Source organism: Streptomyces sp. NPDC051664 (assembly GCF_044453545.1).
In the GTDB taxonomy this organism is placed as follows: domain Bacteria; phylum Actinomycetota; class Actinomycetes; order Streptomycetales; family Streptomycetaceae; genus Streptomyces.
In genome coordinates, this window is the sequence record NZ_JBITCU010000013.1 from 33025 (window position 1) to 54769 (window position 21745).

Below are 21745 nucleotides of genomic sequence, written 5' to 3' on the forward strand. Positions count from 1 at the left end.
ACCGGCTAAGGAAGACCCCCATGAAGTTCACCGACGGCTTCTGGCAGATGCGAGACGGTGTGCACGCCTCGTACGCCACCGAAATCCGCGACCTCCAGGTCGGCGCCGACCGTCTCACCGCCTACGCCGCCGTCAAGCGCGTCGAACGGCGCGGTGACACCCTCAACGCGCCCCTGATCACAGTGGAGGCGTACGCGGCCGCCGAAGGCGTCATCGGTGTGCGCGTCACCCACCTCGCGGGCAACCGGCACCCCGGGCCCGACTTCGCCCTGCCGGGCGTGACCGAGACGGCTGCCGCCACCACTCGTACGGTGGGCCGGGCCGCCGAACTGACCAGCGGCCCCCTCACCCTGCGGCTGCCCACAGAGGGCACCTTCGGCCTGGAGTTCCTGGATGCGGACGGCCACCTGCTGACCTCCGCCGGACACAAGGGCACCGCCTTTGCCACCGTCCAGGACGGCGGTCACCACATGTTCGCCCAGCTCGCCCTCGGGGTCGGCGAAACCATCCACGGCCTGGGCGAGCGCTTCACTCCGTACGTCAAGAACGGCCAGGTCGTCGACATGTGGCAGGCGGACGGAGGGACCAGCAGCGAGCAGGCGTACAAGAACATTCCGTTCTATCTCTCCTCGCGCGGCTACGGCGTCTTCGTCAACCACCCCGGCAAGGTCTCCTTCGAGGTCGGCTCCGAGGCCGTCGGCCAGGTGCAGTTCAGCGTCGAGGACCAGACGCTGGAGTACTTCGTCGTCGCAGGTCCCAGCCCCAAGGACGTCCTCACCCGCTACACCGCACTCACCGGCCGTCCGGCCCTGCCCCCGGCCTGGTCGTTCGGCCTCTGGCTGACCACCTCGTTCACCACCTCCTACGACGAGGCGACCGTCACCTCCTTCGTGGACGGCATGGCCGAGCGCGGCATCCCGCTGTCGGTGTTCCACTTCGACTGCTTCTGGATGCGCGAGTACCAGTGGTGCGACTTCGAATGGGATCCGAAGACCTTCCCCGACCCGGTCGGCATGCTCGCCCGGCTCAAGGAGAAGGGCCTGAAGATCTGCGTGTGGATCAACCCCTACATCGCGCAGAAGAGCCCCCTGTACGCGGAGGGCGCGGCGAAGGGCTATTTCGTGCACACGCCCGGGGGTGACATCTGGCAGTGGGACCGCTGGCAGGCCGGCATGGCCCTGGTGGACTTCACCAACCCCGAGGCGACCGCCTGGTTCCAGAGCAAGCTGAAGGTCCTGCTCGATCAGGGTGTCGACGGCTTCAAGACCGACTTCGGCGAGCGCATCCCCACCGACGTCGTCTGGCACGACAACGCCGACCCGGAGCGGATGCACAACTACTACACACACCTCTACAACAAGGCCGTCTTCGAACTCCTGGAGAAGGAACGCGGCCAGGGCGACGCGGTCCTCTTCGCCCGTTCGGCCACCGCCGGCGGCCAGCAGTTCCCCGTCCACTGGGGCGGCGACTGCTGGTCGTCCTTCGGCGCGATGGCCGAGTCCCTGCGCGGCGGACTCTCGCTTTCCCTGTCCGGCTTCGGCTTCTGGAGCCACGACATCGGCGGCTTCGAGGGCACCCCCGACCCGGCCGTCTTCAAGCGCTGGCTCGCCTTCGGCCTGCTGTCCTCGCACAGCCGACTGCACGGATCCTCGTCCTACCGGGTGCCGTGGGCGTTCGGCGACGAGGCTGTCGAGGTTGCCAAGCAGTTCACCGAGCTGAAGCACCGCCTCATGCCGTATCTGTACGGCGCAGCCGTCGAGGCCCATCGCACCGGTGTCCCGACGATGCGCCCCATGCTCCTGGAATTCCCCGACGACCCGGCCACCCGCACCGTGGACCGCCAGTATCTGCTCGGCCCGGACCTCCTGGTGGCCCCGGTCTTCAGCGAGGACGGCCAGGTCGATTACTACGTCCCGGAAGGCACCTGGACCCACCTGCTCTCCGGTGAGACCGTCACCGGTCCGGCCTGGCGCCATGAGATCCACGGCTTCGACAGCCTCCCGCTGCTGGTCCGCCCGGGCGCGGTCCTGGCCCTGGGCGCGGACACCTCCCGGCCCGACGGCGACTGGCCGAACAACCTGGAGCTGCGGGTCCACGCCCCCGAGGGGATCGGCGACTTCACCCGTACGGTGACAGTCCCCGACCTCACGGGCGCGCCCGCCGCGACGTACCAGGTGGTCCGCGACGGCAACACGGTCCGTGTCACGGCGGACACGGACCGGCCGTACGAGGTGACGGTCGTGGGTGAGAGCGGCCTGAAGGTCGTGAAGGCCTGACGCCGCCGCCCGACGGGCCCGTCCGGCCCTCAACCGTGCGAAAAGCCGGATCGCGAACGATCGCGAACCCGGCGCACGCGGCGAGGGCCGGTGCCGCCCGCTCGCGGAGCGTGCGGGCCGAACCAGAACGCCGTACCGAAGTCCTGCCCACGGTGGGCCTGTTGGTACGGGAGCGTGGAGCGGCGTGCGCTGCCGAGTATGGACGCGATGATCGCGTCGTGAAGACGGGGGCTTCGGACATGAGGCGGGACCCTGGCCGAGCGCCCGGGTCCGGTCACCTCATATCCGGAGCCTCGGTGCCGAGTCCGCGTGAGGTACACCGGCGTGAAGGCGGTGGCGGCGTCGGTTCGCGGCTCCCCGGTGCCGGGATGACGGGCGTAGCGCGGAGGGGCGCCTCACTGATATGCCGACGGGTACGGGTGACCGCCGGTGCAGCGGTACGCCGCGGTGCCCGTCGACTTCACGTCGGAGGACATCAGCGTGCCGATGCGCCTCCGTACCATCGACATCCGGGCCGACGTCGCCTGACACCACCTGAAGGCAGAGAAGATGACCACACGGACAGACTGCGTCGACCATGAACTGATCCGGGCTGCGGCTCACGTCGCCGGCACACGCTGCCGCGGCGACAACCACACGATGGCGGCTGCGGCCCGCGCCGGAGACGGCCGGATCGTCACCGCAGTGAACGCCTACCACTTCACCGGAGGCCCCTGCGCGGAGCTGGTCCTCATCGGCACGGCTGCCACCCAGGGCGTCTACGACCTGGACACCATCGTCGCCGTGGGCGACCGCGACCGGGGCGTGGTGCCGCCGTGCGGCCGCTGTCGTCAGGTCCTTGTCGACTACTTCCCGGCCCTCAAGGTCATCGTCGGTACAAGCAACAGCCTCAGAACCGTCTCCATCACGGACCTGCTTCCCGAAAGCTACATCTGGGCGGACCACCAGCTCGACACCGAGGAAGGCGCATCCCTCGGCACGAGCTGACACCCCAGGCGGTAACAGGGCGAACATGTACGGACGATCCGAGGGGAACCCGATGCAGGACGAAGCATGGAACCGTGTGGAGCGGCTGCGGACCTGGCTGGACGAGAACGCCGTCCAGGTGTCGGACAGCGATGTGCGGCTGCTGCGCGTACTCAAGATCGGCGAGGAGTTCGGTGAGGTCGCCGAGGCGTTGCACGGCGTGATGGGCGCCAACCCTCGTAAAGGGGCGTCCCATACGTGGGACGACGTCAACAAGGAGCTGTGCGACGTCATCGTGACGGGCATGGTCGCGCTCGCGACGTGCACGCCTGACGCGCGCAAGCTCCTGGACGAGCGGCTGCAACACCTGGTGGACCGTGTGCTGCCGTCGAGTGGTGGGACCGGGTCCGACGTGGCGTGAGAGGACGGTGACGTGCAGGTGATGAGGGCCCGGCTCTTCTCCGAGCCCTCATCACGCATCTCTGCCGGGGTCAGGCGGCGACGCTCGTGCGCAGGGCGTCGATGGCGAGGTGGCGCGCGACGTTGGTGGCGTTGCAGTCGCGGAGACTGTCGAGCATGAGGAAGTCGTGCAGCATGCCCTCGACGCGCACAGCGGTGACGTCCACGCCGGCTTCTCGCAGCTTCGCGGCGTAGGCCTTACCCTCATCGCGCAAGGGGTCCGCCTCGTCGGTGATGACCAGGGTGGGCGGCAGGCCCTTCAACTGATCCAGACTTGCCCGCAGGGGTGCGGCGTAGGGCTCCTTTCGCCGGCTGGGGTCCGCGTACTGGTCCCAGAACCACATCATGCCGTCGCGCGTGAGGTAGAAGCCGTCGGCGAACTGCAGATAGGACGCCGTGTTGAAGTCGGCGTCCGTGACGGGGTACAGAAGCACCTGGCCCTTGACGTCTATGTCTCCGCGGTCCTTGGCCATCAGGGCGAACACGGCAGCCATGTCGCCGCCGACCGAGTCGCCGCTCACAGTCAGGCGTGAGGCATCCAGGCCGTGCTCGGCGCCGTGCTGGACGATCCAGGAGCCGACCGCGTAGTTCTGCTCGATCTGGGTCGGGTACCTCGCTTCCGGTGCCCGGTCGTAGACCGGGAACACGCAGGCCATGTCTGCGCCTGTCGCCAGCTCACGGACCAAGCGGTCGTGCGTGTTCTCGTCTCCGAGCACCCAGCCTGCGCCGTGGATGTAGAGCATGACAGGCAGCGGTTCGGTCGCCCCGGCCGGCTTGATGATGCGCGTACGCACCTGCCCGTACCGGCCGGCGTCGATGGTCACCCATTCTTCGTCGATGTCGGGTTTCTCGATGCCTTCTCCGGTCTGGAGGCCGACAAGGATGTCACGTCCCTGCTCGGGCGGGACCTCGTAGATGCGCGGGTGGGGGCTGGTCGCGTCGGCCAGTTCCTGGGCAGCCGACTCGAGACGGGGAGGGGGAGGGGCAGGCAGGTCAACCATGGAAGTGCCTCCAGGTCGGACTCGCCGAAACGAATCCATTCGCTCGTTGCCTACTCATCCGTGGCCTCACGGAAGGGACCGGTGCGCAACGGGATCTTCCGGCGAACACACAAGGGCAGCAGGCGCCACGGTCAGTAGTCGATTGCGGGCGAGATGAGCGAACCCGTGTGCAGATGACGTGCGGGACGGCGCCCGGCTCAATGATCAGGGGTGCAGTCCGTCACCGGGCTGGGCGCAGCGGTGACCAGTACCGCACGTCGGTGGGCGTGGTGGTCGGATCGGCGGGTCGGGACGGCCGCCGGCGCTGCCTCATGTGAGGATCTCCGCACGTCGAACCAGCGACGCACGGGGTGCGGGATTCACCGCCCCTGGCCGCTGACACCACATCAGTGACCCAGGGTGCGACGGGCATGGAGTGCAGGCAGCTGGGTCGACAGGCAGCGATCTGCGGCCTGAAGCGCGACCACAGGACCAGAGACCGATACCTGGAGGTACGGATGACTGGCAGCAGACCCCATGGCTGTGGCATGACCGCTCTCGGCGCCCGATCGTCATGACTGCCGCACCCGGCGATCCCGGCACCCGGCGCCGGCCCGACCTCGCCGACCAGACCGTCGTGGTGATCGGCGCCAGCGCGGGTATCGGACTGGAAACCGCCCGCCAGGTACGCGCACGCGGCGGCCAGGTCGTCCTGGTCGGCCGCAACCCCGAACACCTGCAGCAGGCTGCGCTCGAGCTCCACCCTCTTGGCACTGCAGCGTTCGACGCCACCGACACCGACCGTCTCGAGCAGTTCTTCCAGGATCTGCCCGGCCCGGTCGACCATGTGATGGTCACAGCCGGCGGCCCCTTCTACATGCCCTTGGAAAACATGGACCTCGCTGCCGCCCGCCGCGCCTTCGACGAGCGCCTCGCCATGGCACTCGCGGTCGCCCTCTACAGCCGTGACAAGGTCCGAGCCGGAGGCACGCTGCTGTTCATCGGCAGCACCGGAGGTCGGCGCCCCGGTATCGGCATGGCCGTCATGTCCGCTGTCACGGCGGCTCTGCCCGCCCTCACCGCGAACCTGGCGCTCGAACTGGCGCCGATCCGGGTCAATCTCATCGCTGCCGGATTCGTCGACACGCCCCTGTCGGCCTCGCTCCTGGGTGATCAGCTCGATGCCCGGCGCGAGGAGCTGCGCGCCACGCTTCCCGTCCGACGGGTCGTCGTCCCGGCCGACGTGGCCGCTCTGGCCGTACACATCATGTGCAACGACGCGCTCACCGGCGGAACGTACGACGTCGACGGCGGCCAGCAGCTCATCTCCCACTGACCACCAGGGAGGAGCGTCTCCGGGGACGGCAAGGAGATCAGATCAGCGCCGGGCGGCCGACGAGTTGTGGATACAGCGCCTCCGGGCCCCTGGGCAGCACTGTCTGGACCTGCTTGCTGACGTCGTCCGCGAGCACCTCGTACAGTCCGGCCTCGACACCGTCGAGGGTCGCGCGGGCCACCATGACGGGATCGGCCTTCGGACCGGTCAGATGCGCGACCATGTCCGTCGCCATGTAGCTGACGTGCAGGGCGGTGACCTGCGTGCCCTGCTCCGCAAGAGCCACCCGCAAGGCGTTGGTCACCGACCATTCGGCGGCCTTGGCCGCGGCATATCCGGCGCTGGCCGGGATCGAAATCCAGGACAGCACGGAGAGAACATTGACCAGCGCGCCGCCGCCGTTGCCTCCGAGAACGGGGGCGAAGGCCCTGCTCATGGCGAGGGTGCCGACAACGTGCGTCTCGAATTCTTTCCGGAACGCGTCCAGGTCGGACTCGAGCACGTCCGCCCGGGTCGTCGAACCGGCGTTGTTGATGAGGAGCGTCACGTCCTGGGCCTGGGCGGCTGCCGCGCGCACGGATTCGTGGTCGGTGATGTCGACTGCGACCGGGATCGCCCCGGGCACGGTGACCTTTCCGGGGTCGCGGGCTCCCGCGTAGACCTTGGCCGCTCCGGCATCGAAGAGCGCCCGCACGAATTGCTCACCGAGTCCGCGGTTCGCTCCGGTGACGAAAGCGACAGAGCCTTGAACCTTCATGGGAGAACCTCCCCGGCGATGGGTTGCAGGGCCGAAGACCGGCCGTCGCGACGTGCGCGACGGCGCAGCGCGACCCGCTCCGAACGTATATCGCCCGGGTGTCCGTCACCACCCGAACCGCGGGCGGCCCGGTGGTCCGGGAGGCGCTCCCCAGGATGATCGTCAATGGCCGCAGATGCCGATCGAATACTCGGAGGGGCCGGCCGGGCGCCGGCTGAGGTGGGTCGATTGAGCGGGCAGCCCTGGCCGCCGCTGCCGCTTACGCCGCCCACCTCATCCGGCCCCACCTGCCCACCGCGGCGGCCCTCACCGTGGACGTCACCGACGGCGGACTGCGCGCCGTCCTCGACAGCGACCGCAAGGCGGGAACCGGGGTGGGCGTGGTGTCGGCCCCGCCGACGCAAGGTGTCCCGCTCAGCGCACCGACGCGGCCGGTGGGCGCTCGCGCAGGGCGCCGTAGGCGAGGAAGTACGCCGGCAGGCGGTTCAGCCACCGTGAGGTCGTGATGAGCTGGCTCAGCCGCTGGGCTCGCTTCCGGCTGCCGAACGCCGGGCGGCCCGACAGGACCGGTTCGATGACATTCGCGTGGGCGAAACGCTGCAGGGCCTGTGTCGCGGCGGTGGTCGGCCGGCGGCGGCGCTGGATGCGGCGTACGGTCCGCAGGCCGACCGTGCCCGCGCGCAGCGGTTCGACGAGATACCGGGCGGCGGCCACCGCGTCCTCGACGGCGAGGTTGATGCCGACGCCGAAGACCGGTGACATCGCGTGTGCCGCGTCGCCGATGCACAGCAGCCCCGGGCGGTGCCAGCGCCGTAGGCGGTCGAGCCGTACGTCGAGCAGCTTCACGTCGTCCCACGACCCGAGCGCGTGCACCCGGTCCGCGAGCCAGGGGACGGCAGTCGTGAATTCGCCCATGAACCGGCCGAGACCGGCGGCGCGGCGCCGGGTGTCGGTTCCCTTGGGGATCAGTGCGGCGCACTGCCAGTAGTCCCCGCGGTCGATCATGGCGCTGAAGAACCGGTCGCCGACGCCTCCCACGAGCCCGTGCGGGTCGTCGTCCCGCCGCGGCAGCCGGAACCACCAGGCGTCCATCGGGCAGGTGAACTCCCGCAGTCCCAGTTCGGGCAACGCCCTGGCCAGTGAGGACCGGCCGTCGCAGGCCACGGTGAGGGTGGCCTGCAGCTCACCGGTACGGCCGTCGGATGTGCGGTACCGGACCCCCGTGACCCTGCCGCGAGCTCTCGGCTTCGCTCGACCGGCGGGGACCTCCGTGCGTTCCATGAGGAAGGCGGTCGCCTCGGTGTTCATCCGCACGGAGAAGGACGGCTCCCGCCCGGCCTCGTCCACGAGAAGGTTGAGCAGATCCCACTGGGGCACCATCGCGATGTAGTTGTACTTGCCCCGCAGCGCGCCGATGTTTCCGACGGTGACCAGTGAACGGTCCGGGCCGAGCGGCAGCTGGACTGTCGTCACCCGCCGCTGCGGCAGCCGGCCGAATCGCTCGGCCAGCCCCAGGTCCTCCAGCAGCGCCAGGGTGGACGGATGCACGGTGTCACCGCGGAAGTCGCGCAGGAAGTCGCCGTGCTTCTCCAGGACCGTGACCGCCACCCCCGCCCGGGCCAGCAACAGCCCGAGGACCATACCGGCGGGGCCACCGCCCACGACGCAGCACGTGGTCCGCTCCATCGCAACCGCTTCCTTCGGTGAAATCCCCGGGTCAGTCATATCGGAAGATATACCCTCAGTTCCGACAAGTCCGCACCAATGGGTCGCAACGCATCCCTGGAGGCATCATGAGCCAGCAGCCGGTCCTTCTGCCCTATGCCGACCCGTCCTTCGTCGCGGATCCCTTCCCGCTCTTCCGGCAGCTGCGCGAGGAGGGCCCGGTACGCCGTGCCGTGATCGCCGGCGGTCTGGAGGCGTGGCTGGTCACGCGGTACGACGACGGTCTCGCGGCCCTGGCGGACCCCCGGTTGAGCAGCGACGTCCGCGACGCCTCGGATCCCCGGCTGCTGCGGCAGCTGCCCGTGACGGAACGCGAGTCGATGATCAGCAACATGCTCCGCTCCGACCCGCCCGACCACACCCGCCTGCGCCGTCTGGTCTCCAGGGCGTTCACGGCGCGCCGGGTGGCCGAGCTGCGGCCCCGTATCCAGGAGATCAGCGACCGGCTGCTCGACGCGGTCGCGCCGGCCGGCCGGGCCGAACTCGTCGCGGACTTCGCGCTTCCGCTGCCGGTCACCGTGATCAGCGAACTGCTCGGCGTGCCGGTGGAGGACCGGTACGACTTCCAGCGGTGGACGGACGACATGCTCCTGAGAGGGGCGGAACTTCCGGACCCGGCACTCGTGGACGAGTCGTGGCAGCGGATGCACTCGTACCTGACCAAGCTCCTGGAAACCAAACGGGCCCGGCCCGGGGACGATCTGCTCAGCGCGCTGATCACCGCCACGGACGAGGAGCAGCAGCTGAACGAGGACGAGCTGATCGCCATGTCGTTCCTGCTGCTGGTGGCGGGATACATCACCACCGTCAACCTGATCGGCGGCGGCATCGCGGCGCTGCTCGCCAACCCCCGTCAGCTCGAGATGCTGCGGGACGATCCGGCGTTGCTGCCGGGCGCGGTCGAGGAGTTCCTGCGCTACGACGGGCCGGTCAACCCCGGCATCGCCCGGTTCGCGCGCGAGGACGTCGAGATCGCGGGCGTGAACATCCCGTGCGGTGCGACCGTGCTGATCGCCTCCGCCATCGCGGACCGCGACCCGGCACGGTTCTCCGATCCGGACCGGCTGGACATCACCCGGCGGGACACGGCCCACCTTGCGTTCGGCCACGGCATCCACTACTGCCTGGGGGCACCGCTGGCCAGACTGGAGGGTCAGATCGCCATCGGAACCGCCCTGCGCCGCCTCCCGGACCTCGCGCTGGCCGTGCCGCCGGGCGAACTGCGCTGGCGGCCGGGCGGGCTGCGCGGTCCCGAGCGTCTGCCTGTCACCTTCGCCTCCGGCGGCGCCGGCTGAGAGCGCCGGAATCCGGGAGCGTCCCGGCGCACAACCCCTCCGCCCCGTCTCTCGGCACCACCTCAGCAGCCGCATCGTGTGAGCGAGGGCGACCGGAGACGGCCGCCCGTTACCCCTGCGCGGCTGCGAGTTCGCGCACCGTGGACATGTCGCTGAACGGAATCAGCTGTTCGCCGACGATCTGGTACGGCTCACTGCCCTTCCCCGCAACCAGGACGATGTCATCCGGACCGGCGGCGGACAGGGCGAAGGCGATCGCCCGACGGCGGTCTGCGAACCTCTCGAACCGGGTGCCGGTGGCCGTGAGCCCCGGAGTGATCTGGTCCATGATCGCCTCGGGGTCCTCGTTCCGTGGGTTGTCCGAGGTGAGGACACACAGATCGGAGTGGGTCCCGGCGATCTCGCCCATCTGCGCGCGCTTGGTGGCGTCCCGGTCGCCCCCGCAGCCGAACACGGTGATGACCCGGCCCGGCGCGAAGTCCCGGATGGCGGAGAGCACCTTGTCCAGCGAGTCGGGAGAGTGGGCGTAGTCCACGATCACGGACGAACCGTGGGGGGTCTCGAAGCGTTCGAGCCGCCCGGGGACCGGGGGCATCCGGTCGAGTGCGGCAACCAGACCCGCCAGGTCGTGCCCCAGGAGGTGGCAGGCCGCCACGGCGGCCAGCGCATTGGCCACCGAGAACCGGCCGGGCACCGGGATCGCCGCGGGGTACTTGTTCCCCGCGTGGTGGAGGGTGAAGCGCGTACCGAAGGCGGTCATGCTCAGGTCCGTCGCCCGGTAGTCGGCCGCCGCGTCGATGCCGTACGTGGTGACCGATCCCGGCATGATCCGCCCGATCCCGGCCCCCACGGAGTCGTCGGCGTTGACCACTGCGAGCCGGCAAAGCCCCTGGAAGAGGCGGAGTTTGGCGTCGCGGTAGTTCTCCATGGTGCCGTGGTCGTCCAGGTGGTCCTGCGTGAGGTTGGTGAAGATCCCCACGTCGATGAATGCACGGTCCACCCGGTGGTTCAGCAGGCCCATCGAGGTGGCCTCCAGGACGACGGTGCCCACCTCGTGGTCGCGCATGTGTCCCAACAGGTACTGGAAGTCCGGCGATTCCGGTGTGGTCAACACCGAGCGCGGCATCGGGATCAGTTCGTCGCCGATGCGGCTGCCCGATGTCCCGATCACGCCCACCTTCGCGCCTTCGGCGATCCTCAGGACGGACTCGACCATGTAGGACACCGAGGTCTTCCCGTTGGTACCGGTCACGGCCACCATGTCCATGTCCTGACCGGGTTCGCCGTAGTAGCGCGAGGTGACGACCGCCGCTGCCACCCGGGTGTCCGGCACTCGGACGACGCATGCATCGCCTGCCGATGCCCGTACTGCCGCTGGGATATCGGGCGCTGCCCTGTCGACGAGCACCGCCACAGCGCCACGTGCCAGTGCCGAGCCGACGGCCTCGGGACCCCCTTCCCGATGGCCGGGCACGGCGATGAACAGCGAACCCGGTGAAACGCGATGGGCGTCGAAACAGGCTCCTGCGCTGATCCTCGTGTCCGGATCGCCGAGGAGGACCTCGTGATCGTGACCGGCCAGCAACTCCCTCAACTTCATACAGGGTCCTCTCGAAAATGCGACACGCCTCTTCGGCCGTCGCCGAAGGGGATGCCGACGGCACGCCGAGGAGCTGCGCGAGTGTGGGGTGCTGCGGAACGCACAGCGAAGGAGGTGGAGAAGGGGGTGGAGAAGCGCTCCATGGGCGGAGCGGAAGCGATGGGAGAAGGCGCGGATCAGACGATCGGCACTGAAACCGTGAAGACCGTGAGCGCCTGGCTAGCCGTGACCGTGCAGCGCACGGCAGAGCGCCTTGGGCGCGACTGGGCCCAGCACGTGAGGGGCCTGTCGCAGGCACTCCCTCACTGCATGTGTGTCGCCCATGGGTGGAGTGTACGTCCCACGGGGCAGCCCTGAATCCGCATTGCTCGCCTCGACCGGCCGGCCGGTTCGCGTCGGCGGCCGCCTCGCCGCAGTTCGGTGCGCAGCTCAGGCTGGTCGCGCGCGAGTTGTGCGTCTGACGAAGTGGTGGCGCCGCTCAGCAGGATGCCGCGGATGCGGGTCTTCCGCCGGGCACCCACTGCGGCCATGCCGGGCGGCATGGCGAGAATCCCGGGCGACGGACGCGGAGTCGGGAGAGGTCCTGCTCGGCGGGTTCACTCGTCCGACGTGGTCCGCCAGGTCTGCCAACTCGCCAGCTGTGCCGTGCATTTGAGTGACCCCGGACATGTACTGCATGACTGCCTTCACACATTCATCACCTTTTAGACACCTCATCATCACGGATTGTGTATGCTCCAGGCGCTCTATCCGCACCACAGGGGGGATTCCTCATGCGCATACGCCATGTCATATCCACTGTTGTCGCTGTCGCGACCGTCGCGGTCGTTGCCGCAGCTCCGGCACAGGCGGCCGAGTACTCGTCGGCGCTGAAGGTCAAGGGTGTCCAGTACGACGCGCCCGGCACGGACTCCAACAAGTGCTCCACCGGGAACAGCAAGGACGAGTACCTGACGATCAAGAACTACTCGTCGACGGCGACCATCAATCTCAAGGGCTACGTCGTCAAGGACGCCACCGGCAATCGCTTCATCTTCTCGGCCAGCCACTACCTCCAGCCCGGCGACTACGTGAAGCTGCGGGGCGGCCACGGCACCGACTCCGACGCCAAGAACGTCGTCTACCGCCAGAACTGCAACTTCATCTGGAACAACGACAAGGACACCATCTACCTGTACAAGCCGTCAGGAAGCCGGGCGGACGTCCACTCCTACACCAGGACCGGCAACGACCGCGACCGTAACGGCTACATCACCTACCACGGCTGACGCACTCCTGCTGACCTCCGATGGGAACGGCGGCAGAGGGCGAGTGCTCTGCCGCCGGTTCGCCGGCGGGCGTCCCGCTGTCATCCGGTGCTTCGGTCAGCGGCCGGCGGCGCTCTTCTCGCGACAGGCGTCCGAAGCGGCGTCGGCGACCCTGCGGAACACGCCTGCGCCGATCCTCGCGGCCCCCCAGCCGAAGGCCGGGCCGTTCCATGGCTCGCCCACACATCGTCCACCGCGGATCGGGCAGTGTGCTCAGGGGCGGCGCTGCCGCACTGCCCGGCCCGGCCACCGCGTTTACGGTGGTGAGATGGCAGTGATCAACGGTTGGAGGCGGGAGGCGCGAGCCCGGCCCGGCGCGGTGGACGCGCTGGTGTCGGCCGTGCTGTTCGGGCTGTCGGTTGTGGCTTCTGCTGTGGTGCCGGACGAGCACCGGATCTCGTTCCGGTGGCCGGGCGTGGTGCTGGCGGCGGTCGGCTGCGCGGCATTGATGTGGCGACGTCGCCACCCGTTCGGCGTACTGGCTGTCGCGGTCGGCTGCGGGGTGGCTTTTCAGGTGCTCGGGTTCCGGGAGAGCCCGCTGGTGTCCAGCCCGGTCGTGGTGTCCCTCTACACGGTTGCCGTGCGGACCGACCGGCGCACCACCTGGACCACGGCGGCGGCCACGGCTGCCGTCCTGGTGGGCACGGCCCTGCTGTTCACCCCGGGATCATGGCTGGAGCCGGAGAAGGCGGTGATGCTGGCATGGACGGCTCTGGCGGCCGCCATCGGCGACGCAGTGCGGTCACGCCACGCCTATGTGGCGGCCGTGGAGGAACGGGCGGAGCACGCGGAGCGGACCCGTGAGCAGGAGGCGCAGCAGCGGGTGGCGGCCGAGCGGGTCCGGATCGCGCGCGAACTGCACGACGTCGTCGCGCACCACATCGCCCTGATCAACGCGCAGGCCGGTGTCGCCGTCCATCTCGCGGAGCGGCAGCCGGAGCAGACACTCGCCGCCCTGGAGACCATCCGGGACACCAGCCGGTCGGCACTGGATGAACTGCGTGCGACCGTAGGCCTGTTGCGTCAGACCGGTGATCCGGCGGCGCCACGCGATCCGATGCCGGGCCTGACCCAGCTGCCGGACCTGCTCGCGTCGTTCGAAGGTGCCGGACTGGCTGTCAGGCACAGCCAGCGCGGTATCAGCGAACCGCTGGCGCCGGCGGTGGACCTGGCCGCGTACCGCATCGTGCAGGAGGCCCTGACCAATGTGCACAAGCACGCCGGCGCGGACCACGCCCGATTGTTCCTGCATTACCGCCCCGAATGGCTGACGATCACTGTCGAGGACGACGGATGCGTCGGCCCGCACCACCACCGACCCCGCCAGGGGACCGGCCACGGGCTGATCGGGATGCGCGAGCGTGCCGCCATCGTCGGGGGCACGCTGTACGCGGGAGCCCGCCCGCAGGGCGGCTTCGCTGTGACTGCCGATCTGCCCCTGCGAGCCGGCACGGCGGCGGGCGGTCCGGCAGCGGACGGACTGCCGAGGAGAGATGGGTATGACGACCCGCGTACTGCTAGCCGATGACCAGGCCCTGCTACGGGGCACCTTCAGGATGCTGTTCGATTCTGCGGACGACATGGAGACCGTGGGCGAGGCGTCCAACGGATGCGAGGCGGTGGAGCTGGCGCATGCGCAGCACCCCGATGTGCTCCTGATGGACATCCGCATGCCCGAGATGGACGGCCTCGCCGCGACGCGGCTGATCAGCGAGTCGGAGGACCTCGCGGGGGTCAAGGTCCTCATCCTGACCACCTTCGAGGACGACGAGTACGTCGCCGAGGCGCTGCGTGCGGGTGCGAGTGGCTTTCTCGGCAAGGGCGCGCGGCCCGAGGAGCTTCTCGACGCCGTGCGTACGGTCGCCGGCGGGGAGGCCCTGCTGTGCCCGTCGGCCGCCCGAGCGCTGATCACACGGTTTCTGACGCAGCCGGAAGCGTGCCCGGCAGTCATGCACGAGCGGCTGGCGGGCCTGACGCCACGGGAACGCGATGTCCTGGCACTTGTCGCACTGGGGTTGTCGAACGACGAGATCGCCGATCGCCTGTTCATCAGCCCGCTGACCGCCAAGACCCACGTCAACCGGGCCATGACCAAGCTGGACGCTCGTGACCGGGCCCAGCTCGTGGTCATCGCCTACCAGTGCGGCCTGGTGAGCCCGGCGATGGAGCCGAGCGGTCCGTCGACACCCGTGTAGTCGCCGGCGCGGGTACGTGCGGCGTTCTGTCCCAGCCGTAGGCCGATGTGCCCAGTACCGCGGACGTGGTAGCCGGGAATCGCTGCACGGGGACGATGTGCGAGGGGCCGGTCACGGGCGAGAGTGAGGTGGTGAACGGAGGTTTCGCAATGATCGAAGCCCACTGCCTTACCAAGAGGTACGGCAGCAAGACTGCCGTCGAGGATTTGTCCTTCACGGTCCGCCCCGGCATCGTGACGGGGTTCCTCGGTCCCAACGGGGCCGGCAAATCCACCACCATGCGGCTGATCCTCGGCCTGGACGCCCCCACCGCCGGGCATGTCACCGTCAACGGCCGCCCTTACGCACACCACGAAGCGCCCCTGCACGAGGTCGGGGCGATGCTGGAGGCCCGCGCCACCCACACCGGCCGCACCGCCTACCACCACCTGCTGGCCCTGGCCGCCACTACTGGCATCCCCCGCCGGCGCGTGAACGAGGTCATCGACCTCGTCGGCCTGCGCGAGGTCGCCGGGAAAAGGGCCGGCGGCTTCTCCCTGGGCATGGGCCAGCGCCTCGGCATCGCCAGCGCGCTTCTCGGCGACCCCGCCACCGTCATCCTCGACGAGCCGGTCAACGGCCTCGATCCGGAGGGCATCCGGTGGATCCGGAATCTTCTCAAGAGCCTGGCGGGGGAGGGGCGAACGGTGTTCGTCTCATCGCATCTGATGAGTGAGATGGCACTCACCGCCGAACATCTTGTCGTCATCGGCCGCGGCCGGCTCATCGCCGACACCTCGGTCGAGGGATTCACCCGTAGCGCGGCCCGCACCGTGGTGCGCGTGCGCTGCCCGGACATCGACCGCTTGAAAGATCTGCTGGCGGGTCCGGACGTCACCCTCACCACCTGCGCGCCGTACACCTTGGATGTAGTGGGCCTGACGAGTGACCAGATCGGCTGTACGGCCGCCGACCACGGGCTCACCCTGCTCGAACTCTCTCCCCAGCGGATCTCCCTGGAGGAGGCATTCATGGAACTGACCCGGGACGCGGTCGAGTACCGCTCCACCACCGCCGGTGAAACGGTCGCAGCAAGGAGCGCGTCATGACCACGATCCTCACGCGCCCGCTCGGCTCGACCGTGCGCCCTGGCAAGGTGACCCTGCTCCGGGTGCTCAGGTCCGAATGGATCAAGTTGCGCACCGTGCGCTCCACGTCGATCACCTTGCTGACCGCCGTGGCCGCGATGGTCGGGTTGGGCTTGCTGGTCACTCACCTTCGGGCAGGCGACCTCAACGCGCGGGACCTGGCGCACTTCAACGGGGCCGAGGTCAGCCTGAGCATGTACCGGCCCGCACAGTTGGCCGTCGGTGTCCTCGGCGTCCTGATGTTCACGGGCGAGTACTCCACCGGAATGATCCGAGCCACCCTCACGGCCGTCCCCAGGCGGCTGCCCATGCTGGCGGCCAAGGCAGCCGTCTTCACCGGCGTCGTTCTCGTCCTGATGACCGCGGCCTCTTTCGCCGCCTTCTTCGGCGGCCAGGCGGTCCTGTCCTCCGCTCACCCTCACCTGTCCATGGATCTCTCCGACCCCGGGGTCACCCGTGTGGTCTTCGGTACCGCCCTCTACCTCACCGTCGTCGGACTGCTCGGCGTCGCCCTGGGCGCCATCATCCGCAGCTCTGCGGGTGCCATTGCCACGCTGGTGGGCATCCTGCTCGTCCTGCCCGGACTGGGAGCCCTGCTTCCGGCCGACTGGGCTCAGCACATCGACCCGTACCTGCCCAGCAACGCCGGACAAGCCGTGCTCTCGGTCGTCCCCGATCCCGCGATGGCCCCCTGGACAGGTCTGTCACTGTTCGCGGGCTACGCAGCAGCCCTCCTGGGCATCGCCGCCTGGCTCCTCAAGCGACGCGACGCCTGACCGAACAGCGCCACCGGCCCGGACAAGGGCCGTTGCGGGACCAGCGACCTGATCGACCCGCTGCGGACGGAGCCCGCCCACCGTAATCCCCGGTCCATGGCTGAACCTTCCGGATCACCATCGCTGTTCCTCGCCAGGGCACGAGCCGGTAGCCGAACCCCATCGGGCTCGTGCGCACATCGAAGGCGCCCCCAAGGACAGCACCGCAGAACAGGCACCGCCGTGGACGTCACCGAGCGATACCAGGATGACGCCCGCGCCTGAACCCCCGTGGCCGCGCCGACCGCGCGGACCCTCCCAGCACGGAGAGGAACCATCATGTTCACCTCGCCCCAGGAATGCCGCACCATCCGTGAGCTGCTCGCCGGATACGCACTCAACGCCCTCGCGCCCGAGGAAGCCGCTCGGGTCTGCGCCCACCTGACCACCTGCCCCGCCTGCCGGGACGAACACGACTGCCTCGCAGCGGTGTCCGCACACCTGCCCCTGCTCCGCGATGCTCTGGCCCGCGACATCGGGCGCCGGCAGCAGAGGTACGTGCCCGCCCCCGCCGAGAGCTGCCACACCTCACGTCAGCAGCTCCGTCGGCGCCGTCCGGCCCGCGCGATACTGGGCACACCGCTCACGGTCACCCAGTTGCTGAGCAGGATGCGGGCGTCAGGCGAGCCGGGCGAGCGAGCAGCCAGAAATGCCCCGGGCCCCCGGGCAACAGCAGACGGGGCGGCCACGCCTCAGTCTCTCCGCCCGGTGGTCACACCGTGGCCGGCCGCCGGCTGAGGCAGGGGCGCTCGATGCCCACGTCCGGGTCGCGGGGAACAGCGAAGGCGGTGAGTGCCGCGGTGCCGGGCCCGAGCCGGGCCCACGCACCCGGCAAGCACGCGCACGGCGACGAGCGAGGCCGGGGACGTTCCGTGGGCCCGCACGAGTGCCTGGTCATGGCCGGCGCCGGCCGGGGAAGTGTCCCGGACGACCGGCCCGTACACATCTCCCGCACCGCTCCTCGCTGTCTCGACGGGTACGACGGACTGCCGTTCGGCCGTCTCCCGGTGGCGCCACCGCACAGCCGGCTGCTTGCTGGTCCCAGGGCCCCCTGTGAGAGGAAGCGAGCGCTCATGGCGACACGGAGGACCAAGGGGCACGCGCTGCAGACTCCGCGGGCGGCGGGACTGGCCGGGGTCGTCTTCGCGGTGCTGCTCGCGGCCGCCATCATCCTGATCCGGCTGGCGATCCCCGAAGGGGCCGACGCGGTCACAGCCCGGGGGTTCGACGACTCCTCGCGCCGGAACGCCGTGAAGACGGCGCTCGCGCTCGTCCCCTTCGCGGGCATTTTCTTTCTGTGGTTCGTGGGCGTGCTGCGCGCGCACGTCGGGGACGCGGAGGACAAGTTCATCGCCACCGTCTTCCTGGGCAGCGGTCTGATCTTCGTGGCTTCGATGTTCGCGGCGGCCGCGGCCGCAGGGGGCGTGCTGTCCGTCGGGGCTCCGTCCGGGAACGACCCGGGGCTGCCGTCCTGGGACTTCGGCCGCCACTTCGCGTACACGCTGCTGACGGACTACGCGATGCGGATGGCCGCGGTGTTCACGCTCACGACGTCGACCTTGGGGTACCGCCTCGGGATCTTCTCCCGGTGGCTCACCCTGCTGGGTCTCCTCGTCGCCCTGACGCTGCTTTTCGTGGCGGCCGCCGTCGCCTGGTCCGAGCTCGTCTTCCCGTTCTGGTCACTGATCGTCAGTATCTACATTCTCGTGGTCAGCCGCGTCCCCGGGCCCGATGGGGCGAAGGCGGCCTGACCGCCGCTGCGGCCCCGCAGTTCCGGGCACTCTCACTCCTTCGGCTCTCCTGGGCGAGCACCGAACCCACCGGTCCTTCGATGCTGGCGTGGGGGAGAAGACCCGCCGTCCCGCCGCCGAGAAACAGCGGACGGCGCCGGACCAGGCTGCCGGAAGGGGCGGAGCGTCGATGAGGATTGTCGTCGATCTCAACAAGTGTCAGGGATACGCGCAATGCGCGTTCCTCGCGCCCGATGTCTTCGCGATGCACGGCGAAGAGGCGCTCACGTACAACCCACGGGCAGACGAGGAGCAGCGCGAGAACGTGGCGCGCGCCGTCGCGGCATGCCCCGTCCAGGCCATTCTGGCCGACGCACTGGACACACCGGGAGAGATGACGGCCGCGCCGGGCGAGGAGGAGTCCCATGGCCGCTGACGCATTCCTGGCGTGGCTCAGGCGCGAGGGCCGGATCGTGATCGTGGGCGCCTCGCTGGCCGGCCTGCGGGCGGCCGAGACGCTCCGCGACGAGGGCTTCGAGGGGTCGCTCACGATGATCGGTGACGAGCCGTACGAGCCGTACGACCGGCCGCCGCTCTCCAAGTCCGTGCTGCTGGGCAAGGCGTCGCCGGCCCATACCGAGCTGCCCCGGCGCCGATCGGTGGAAGCGAAGTGGCGGCTCGGTGTCGCGGCGACCGGGCTGGACATGGCGGCGAAGCGGGTGCTGCTGGCCGACGGCGACGAGGTGGAGTACGACCGGCTGCTCATCGCGACCGGTGTACGGGCCAGGCCGTGGCCGCGCCAGGCGGAGGCCGAGCTGGACGGCGTCTTCGTCCTGCGGACTCGCGACGACGCGGCCGGGCTGCAGCGCCGGCTGATGGCCTCGCCCCGCAGGGTGTTCGTGATCGGCGCCGGTTTCACCGGCTCGGAGATCGCGTCCGCCTGCCGCGCGCGTGATCTCCCGGTCACGGTGGCGGAGCGCGCCGACGCGCCCCTGGTGGGTGCGCTGGGAGGGGTGGTCGGCGCGGTCGCCGCGGAGCTGCACCGCGAGAACGGGGTGGACCTGCGCACCGGCGTCATGGTCACCGGCCTCGAGGGCGACTCGGTGGGTCGGGTGCGCGCCGCTCATCTGTCCGACGGCAGCACCGTCGGGACGGACGTGGTCGTCGTCTCGCTCGGCGCGACCCGCAACACCGAATGGCTGGCCGGATCCGGACTCGGCGCGGGACCCCGCGGGATCGCCTGCGACGCGGGGTGCCGGGCCTTCGACTACCGGGGCATCGTGACCGACGACATCTTCGTCGCCGGTGATGTGGCGCGATCCCCACATCCGCTCTTCGGCTATCAGTTCCTCTCCCTCGAACACTGGGGCAACGCCGTCACACAGGCCGAGGTGGCGGCGCACAACATGATCAGCTCCAGCACGGACCGCCGCCCGCACATGTGGGTACCGGCCTTCTGGTCGTCCCAGTTCGGGGTGAACATCAAGTCGGTCGGCGTCCCGTCCATGGGCGAGGAGATCCTCATTGCGCAGGGGGCGCTCGCCGAGCGCCGTTTCACCGGTGCGTACGGCTATCAGGGCCGCGTCATCGGTGCGGTCACCTTCGACAATTCACGGTGGCTGCAGTTCTACCAGGGGCTGATCGAGACGGCCGCACCGTTCCCCCCGGCGTTCCTGACCGTGGACCGCCGGCCCGAGGGCAGGCAGCCCGTCCCGGCCGACTTCCCGGACCCCTCGCTGCCCACCCACGGGCCGACCGTCACCCTCAGCGGCTACTCGCCGGCCGACCGACGGCTGGTCTTCAAGCCGGCCCGCTCCTGACCACCGGCGGGGCCCGACATCCCGCTGCCCGACGCCGAAACGGCCCCTTCTGCTCCCACGCCCCAAGGACCCGCCATGACGCAAGCCCCGCTCCTGCGCCAGATCACCGATTACGCCAACCGTGCCGACCCGTATCCGCTGTACGCGGAACTCCGCAGGTCCCCGGTGTTCCAGGAAGAGGACGGCGGCCCGTTCGTCGTCAGCACGTACTGGGACATCCAGAGTCTGCTCCACGACCCGCGGATCAGCTCCGACGCCTCCAACCTCACCACCCACGGCGGCGACGAGGTGACCGGGCAGGAGGAGGAGACGGCTCTGCCGCCCAGCTTCCTGCGGCTCGACCCTCCGGAGCACGACCGGCTGCGTCGGATGGCCAACCGTCCGTTCGGCCCGCCGCACAGCCCCAGACGTGTCCACGACATGCGCGGCGAGCTCGCCGGGATCGTCTCGGACCTGGTCGCCGGCTTCGGGGACACGGACCGGATCGATGTGGTCGACCAGTTCTCGTATCCCTTTCCCGTGACCGTGATCTGCCGGTTGCTCGGGGTGCCGCGGGAGGACGAGGCGCGCTTCCACTCGTGGGCCGACACCATCGCCGCCGGCCTGGACCCGGTTCCCGGCGACGACCTCACCGAGCGGAACCGCGTCACGCACGAGGCCAGGATGCAACTGGGCATGTATCTGGCCGGGCTGGTCGAGGAGCGCCGCAAGGCACCCGGTGACGACATGCTGTCCGAGCTGGTGACCAGCCATGGACCGGACGGTCCGATGACGACGATGGAGGTGCTCAGCACCGCTGTCCTGCTGCTGATCGCCGGCCATGAGACGACGGTCAACCTGATCACCAACGGGATGCTCACCCTGCTGCGCCACCCGGAGGCACTGCAGCGGCTGCGGGACGACCCGCGCCTCGCCGTCAACATTGTCGAGGAACTGCTGCGTTACGAGCCGCCGGTGCAGTTCGTGCCGCATCGCACGTGCATCGCGGACATCGAGGTCCGCGGGGTCACCATTCCGAAGGGTTCGTCGATCTGGCTCGTCCTGGCCGCCGGAAACCGGGACCCGGAGCGCTTCGAGGACCCCGAGCGGTTCGACCCGGACCGCAAGGACATCCAGCACCTCGGCTTCGGCAGCGGCATCCACAGTTGCTTCGGCGCACCGCTCGCGCGGCTGGAGGCGCAGTTCGCCCTGACCGAGCTGGCCCGCAGGCTCGACAACCCTCGCCTGGTGGAGGACCCGCCCCCTTACCGGCAGAACGCGGTCCTGCGTGGCCCCCGCCATCTGAACATCACGTTCGACGGCCTGCGCCCCCAGTAGGGCCGAATCGACGTGTCGTCGGCTGTGCACGGTGGTCCTG

The 21745-nt window shown here is 69.6% G+C and carries 19 protein-coding genes; 15 read left to right on the forward strand and 4 right to left on the reverse strand.

Features of this window, described 5'->3' with window-relative positions; genetic code table 11:
• The first annotated feature begins 20 nt into the window (after positions 1-20).
• The 3 genes from yicI (at position 21) to ACIA8E_RS23880 (ending at position 3663) form a co-directional block, all read left to right on the forward strand.
• Positions 21-2276, forward strand: coding sequence for an alpha-xylosidase (gene yicI / locus ACIA8E_RS23870; RefSeq protein WP_399301342.1), 2256 nt, complete (start codon positions 21-23; stop codon positions 2274-2276).
• A gap of 549 nt (positions 2277-2825) precedes the next feature.
• Positions 2826-3263, forward strand: coding sequence for a cytidine deaminase (locus ACIA8E_RS23875; RefSeq protein WP_399301343.1), 438 nt, complete (start codon positions 2826-2828; stop codon positions 3261-3263).
• A 52-nt stretch (positions 3264-3315) separates the two neighbouring features.
• Positions 3316-3663 carry a MazG-like family protein gene (locus tag ACIA8E_RS23880; RefSeq protein ID WP_399301344.1) on the forward strand — a complete coding sequence of 116 codons (348 nt, stop codon included), beginning with the start codon at positions 3316-3318 and terminating at the stop codon, positions 3661-3663.
• Positions 3664-3733: 70 nt separating this feature from the next.
• On the opposite strand, the gene ACIA8E_RS23885 is transcribed toward ACIA8E_RS23880, so the two are convergent.
• Positions 3734-4702, reverse strand: coding sequence for an alpha/beta hydrolase (locus tag ACIA8E_RS23885; protein WP_399301345.1), 969 nt, complete (start codon positions 4700-4702; stop codon positions 3734-3736).
• Between the two features lie 553 nt (positions 4703-5255).
• Here ACIA8E_RS23885 and ACIA8E_RS23890 point away from each other — a divergent pair.
• Positions 5256-6017, forward strand: a complete 762-nt coding sequence (locus tag ACIA8E_RS23890; protein ID WP_399301346.1) for an SDR family oxidoreductase — start codon at positions 5256-5258, stop codon at positions 6015-6017.
• Between the two features lie 37 nt (positions 6018-6054).
• On the opposite strand, the gene ACIA8E_RS23895 is transcribed toward ACIA8E_RS23890, so the two are convergent.
• Together ACIA8E_RS23895 and ACIA8E_RS23900 are read right to left on the reverse strand one after the other, a co-directional pair.
• A complete protein-coding gene (locus ACIA8E_RS23895) occupies positions 6055-6774 on the reverse strand; it encodes an SDR family oxidoreductase (protein ID WP_399301347.1) in 720 nt (239 codons plus the stop codon).
• A gap of 414 nt (positions 6775-7188) precedes the next feature.
• A complete protein-coding gene (locus ACIA8E_RS23900) occupies positions 7189-8460 on the reverse strand; it encodes an FAD-dependent oxidoreductase (protein ID WP_399301348.1) in 1272 nt (423 codons plus the stop codon).
• Positions 8461-8567: 107 nt separating this feature from the next.
• Between ACIA8E_RS23900 and ACIA8E_RS23905 the strand changes: the two genes are divergently transcribed.
• Complete coding sequence (locus ACIA8E_RS23905; protein ID WP_399301349.1) at positions 8568-9794, forward strand: cytochrome P450; 1227 nt, start codon at positions 8568-8570, stop codon at positions 9792-9794.
• 109 nt (positions 9795-9903) lie between these two features.
• Here ACIA8E_RS23905 and ACIA8E_RS23910 read toward each other — a convergent pair whose 3' ends face one another.
• A complete protein-coding gene (locus ACIA8E_RS23910; protein WP_399301350.1) occupies positions 9904-11394 on the reverse strand; it encodes a UDP-N-acetylmuramoyl-L-alanyl-D-glutamate--2,6-diaminopimelate ligase in 1491 nt (496 codons plus the stop codon).
• Positions 11395-12167: 773 nt separating this feature from the next.
• On the opposite strand from ACIA8E_RS23910, the gene ACIA8E_RS23915 reads away from it, so the two are divergent.
• From ACIA8E_RS23915 to ACIA8E_RS23960, 10 genes are all read left to right on the forward strand, one after another.
• A complete protein-coding gene (locus tag ACIA8E_RS23915; protein ID WP_399301351.1) occupies positions 12168-12662 on the forward strand; it encodes a lamin tail domain-containing protein in 495 nt (164 codons plus the stop codon).
• Between the two features lie 307 nt (positions 12663-12969).
• Positions 12970-14229 (forward strand): sensor histidine kinase, encoded by a 1260-nt coding sequence (locus tag ACIA8E_RS23920; protein ID WP_399301352.1) that lies wholly within the window; start codon positions 12970-12972, stop codon positions 14227-14229.
• Complete coding sequence (locus ACIA8E_RS23925; protein WP_399301353.1) at positions 14201-14896, forward strand: response regulator; 696 nt, start codon at positions 14201-14203, stop codon at positions 14894-14896. Before ACIA8E_RS23920 ends, ACIA8E_RS23925 begins: the two co-directional genes overlap by 29 nt.
• Positions 14897-15045: 149 nt before the next feature.
• Complete coding sequence (locus tag ACIA8E_RS23930) at positions 15046-15984, forward strand: ATP-binding cassette domain-containing protein (RefSeq protein ID WP_399301354.1); 939 nt, start codon at positions 15046-15048, stop codon at positions 15982-15984.
• Positions 15981-16799, forward strand: coding sequence for an ABC transporter permease (locus tag ACIA8E_RS23935; protein ID WP_399301355.1), 819 nt, complete (start codon positions 15981-15983; stop codon positions 16797-16799). The genes ACIA8E_RS23930 and ACIA8E_RS23935 overlap by 4 nt, the downstream gene beginning before the upstream one ends.
• A 318-nt stretch (positions 16800-17117) precedes the next feature.
• Positions 17118-17576, forward strand: a complete 459-nt coding sequence (locus tag ACIA8E_RS23940; protein WP_399301356.1) for a zf-HC2 domain-containing protein — start codon at positions 17118-17120, stop codon at positions 17574-17576.
• A gap of 335 nt (positions 17577-17911) precedes the next feature.
• Positions 17912-18589: a hypothetical protein gene (locus ACIA8E_RS23945; RefSeq protein ID WP_399301357.1), complete on the forward strand. Its 678-nt coding sequence runs from the start codon at positions 17912-17914 to the stop codon at positions 18587-18589.
• Between the two features lie 169 nt (positions 18590-18758).
• Positions 18759-19004 (forward strand): ferredoxin, encoded by a 246-nt coding sequence (locus tag ACIA8E_RS23950; RefSeq protein WP_399301484.1) that lies wholly within the window; start codon positions 18759-18761, stop codon positions 19002-19004.
• Entirely contained in the window at positions 18994-20388 is a 1395-nt protein-coding gene (locus ACIA8E_RS23955) for an NAD(P)/FAD-dependent oxidoreductase (RefSeq protein ID WP_399301358.1), read from the forward strand. Before ACIA8E_RS23950 ends, ACIA8E_RS23955 begins: the two co-directional genes overlap by 11 nt.
• Before the next feature lie 75 nt (positions 20389-20463).
• On the forward strand, positions 20464-21705 hold the full coding sequence (locus ACIA8E_RS23960; protein WP_399301359.1) for a cytochrome P450: 1242 nt from the start codon (positions 20464-20466) through the stop codon (positions 21703-21705).
• Positions 21706-21745 lie beyond the last annotated feature (40 nt).

Excerpts from the sequence above, each read along its gene's own strand:
- yicI (WP_399301342.1), top strand. The coding sequence starts at position 21 with ATGAAGTTCACCGACGGCTTCTGGCAGATGCGAGACGGTGTGCACGCC.
- ACIA8E_RS23875 (WP_399301343.1), top strand. The coding sequence starts at position 2,826 with ATGACCACACGGACAGACTGCGTCGACCATGAACTGATCCGGGCTGCG.
- ACIA8E_RS23880 (WP_399301344.1), top strand. The coding sequence starts at position 3,316 with ATGCAGGACGAAGCATGGAACCGTGTGGAGCGGCTGCGGACCTGGCTG.
- ACIA8E_RS23885 (WP_399301345.1), bottom strand. The coding sequence starts at position 4,702 with ATGGTTGACCTGCCTGCCCCTCCCCCTCCCCGTCTCGAGTCGGCTGCC.
- ACIA8E_RS23890 (WP_399301346.1), top strand. The coding sequence starts at position 5,256 with ATGACTGCCGCACCCGGCGATCCCGGCACCCGGCGCCGGCCCGACCTC.
- ACIA8E_RS23895 (WP_399301347.1), bottom strand. The coding sequence starts at position 6,774 with ATGAAGGTTCAAGGCTCTGTCGCTTTCGTCACCGGAGCGAACCGCGGA.
- ACIA8E_RS23900 (WP_399301348.1), bottom strand. The coding sequence starts at position 8,460 with ATGGAGCGGACCACGTGCTGCGTCGTGGGCGGTGGCCCCGCCGGTATG.
- ACIA8E_RS23905 (WP_399301349.1), top strand. The coding sequence starts at position 8,568 with ATGAGCCAGCAGCCGGTCCTTCTGCCCTATGCCGACCCGTCCTTCGTC.
- ACIA8E_RS23910 (WP_399301350.1), bottom strand. The coding sequence starts at position 11,394 with ATGAAGTTGAGGGAGTTGCTGGCCGGTCACGATCACGAGGTCCTCCTC.
- ACIA8E_RS23915 (WP_399301351.1), top strand. The coding sequence starts at position 12,168 with ATGCGCATACGCCATGTCATATCCACTGTTGTCGCTGTCGCGACCGTC.
- ACIA8E_RS23920 (WP_399301352.1), top strand. The coding sequence starts at position 12,970 with ATGGCAGTGATCAACGGTTGGAGGCGGGAGGCGCGAGCCCGGCCCGGC.
- ACIA8E_RS23925 (WP_399301353.1), top strand. The coding sequence starts at position 14,201 with ATGACGACCCGCGTACTGCTAGCCGATGACCAGGCCCTGCTACGGGGC.
- ACIA8E_RS23930 (WP_399301354.1), top strand. The coding sequence starts at position 15,046 with ATGATCGAAGCCCACTGCCTTACCAAGAGGTACGGCAGCAAGACTGCC.
- ACIA8E_RS23935 (WP_399301355.1), top strand. The coding sequence starts at position 15,981 with ATGACCACGATCCTCACGCGCCCGCTCGGCTCGACCGTGCGCCCTGGC.
- ACIA8E_RS23940 (WP_399301356.1), top strand. The coding sequence starts at position 17,118 with ATGTTCACCTCGCCCCAGGAATGCCGCACCATCCGTGAGCTGCTCGCC.
- ACIA8E_RS23945 (WP_399301357.1), top strand. The coding sequence starts at position 17,912 with ATGGCGACACGGAGGACCAAGGGGCACGCGCTGCAGACTCCGCGGGCG.
- ACIA8E_RS23950 (WP_399301484.1), top strand. The coding sequence starts at position 18,759 with ATGAGGATTGTCGTCGATCTCAACAAGTGTCAGGGATACGCGCAATGC.
- ACIA8E_RS23955 (WP_399301358.1), top strand. The coding sequence starts at position 18,994 with ATGGCCGCTGACGCATTCCTGGCGTGGCTCAGGCGCGAGGGCCGGATC.
- ACIA8E_RS23960 (WP_399301359.1), top strand. The coding sequence starts at position 20,464 with ATGACGCAAGCCCCGCTCCTGCGCCAGATCACCGATTACGCCAACCGT.